General features: G+C 66.4%; 1 protein-coding gene. It reads right to left on the bottom strand.

What is annotated here, in order from left to right; all coding sequences use genetic code 11:
- Nucleotides 1-180 precede the first annotated feature (180 nt).
- Nucleotides 181-1,467, bottom strand: a complete 1,287-nt coding sequence (hmgA, locus tag ABWP09_RS12675; protein ID WP_353205493.1) for a homogentisate 1,2-dioxygenase — start codon at nt 1,465-1,467, stop codon at nt 181-183.
- Nucleotides 1,468-1,486 lie beyond the last annotated feature (19 nt).

Raw genomic sequence — 1,486 nt, 5'->3', positions numbered from 1 at the left:
ATAAGACGCGTTTTCGGGCGCTAAGTTCCGCAAGAATCGCGTTGATTTGGATCAGCTATTTCCCTCTCCCATCGGGAGAGGGAGGGAGGAGCGCAGCGACGGAAGGGTGAGGGCAGTACGCCCTCGAAACCCTGCCCTCATCCGGCGCTTCGCGCCACCTTCTCCCAAGGGGAGAAGGATTCAGGGCAACTCGGCCTTGGGAAAGCCGTCCCATGCTTGATCGTACTCCGCGTCCAGCGCGCTGGTTTCGAGCGCGAAATCGGTGGGGGTGAACACCCAGCGACTTTCGATCATGAACGCCATCGTGCCGTCGAGCTTGTGCGGCTTGAGCTCGGCCTTGCTCGCGCCCCGCCAGCTGGCGACATCGGGGCCGTGGCCGCTCATTTGATTGTGCAGCGACAAAGCGCCGGGGACGAAGCCGTCGGCCTTGGCGTCATAGGCACCGTAGAGCAGTCCCATACACTCGCTCATCGTGTTGCGGTGGAACCAGGGCGGGCGGAACGTGTCCTCGCCGACCAGCCAGCGCGGCGGGAAGATCACGAAATCGACGTTGGCGGTGCCGGGGACGTCGCTGGGCGAGGTGAGGACGGTGAAGATCGACGGGTCGGGATGATCGAAGCTGATGCTGCCGATCGTGTTGAAGCGCGTCAGGTCATATTTCCACGGCGCATAATTGCCGTGCCACGCGACCACATCGAGCGGCGAGCGGCCGAGGTCGGTGGTCCACAGCGTGCCGAGGAATTTCTGGACGAGTTGATAGTCGCCCTCGACATCCTCGAACCACGCGACCGGGGTTTCGAAATCGCGCGGATTGGCGAGGCCGTTGGCGCCGATCGGGCCGAGATCGGGGAGGCGGAAGCGTGCCCCGTGATTCTCGGCGACATAACCGCGCGCGGGGCCGTCGGGGAGCGTGACGCGGAAGCGGACGCCGCGCGGGATCAGCGCGATCTCACCGGGCTTCACATCGATGCGGCCGAGTTCGGTGAGGAAGGTGAGCGCGCCTTGTTCGGGCAGGATCAGCAGCTCGCCATCGGCCGAGGCGAAGGCGCGGTTCTGCATGTCCTTGGCGCAGCGGTAGAGGTGCATCGCGACGCCGGTTTGCGTTTTGGGCCCGTCGCCTGCGACGAGCATCGTGGTGAGGCTGTCGAGCCAGTCGGCGTCCTGCGTGTCGAGCGGGCCCCAGCGCAGGCGATTGGGGGCGAGCGGTGCCTGTGACTGGCCGGGGGCGAAGAGCGGCGCGCCGTCGTAGCGGGTGAAGGCGGGGTGTGCGGCGCTCGGGCGCAGGCGGTAGAGCCAGGAGCGGCGGTTTTCTGCGCGCGGCGCGGTGAAAGCGGTGCCGCTGAGTTGTTCGGCATAGAGGCCGAAGGCGGGGCGCTGCGGCGAGTTGCGGCCGACCGGGAGCGCGCCGGGGATGGCTTCGGTCGCGAAGTGGTTGGCGAAGCCGGTTTGATAGTCGGGATGAGGCATGGTTTCCCTTTCTCCCTCG

Origin of the sequence: Sphingomonas sp., from assembly GCF_040398505.1 — a bacterium.
Taxonomy (GTDB): domain Bacteria; phylum Pseudomonadota; class Alphaproteobacteria; order Sphingomonadales; family Sphingomonadaceae; genus Sphingomonas.
Note: the sequence above shows the minus strand (reverse complement) of the source record. Positions and strands in the feature narration are given on the sequence as shown.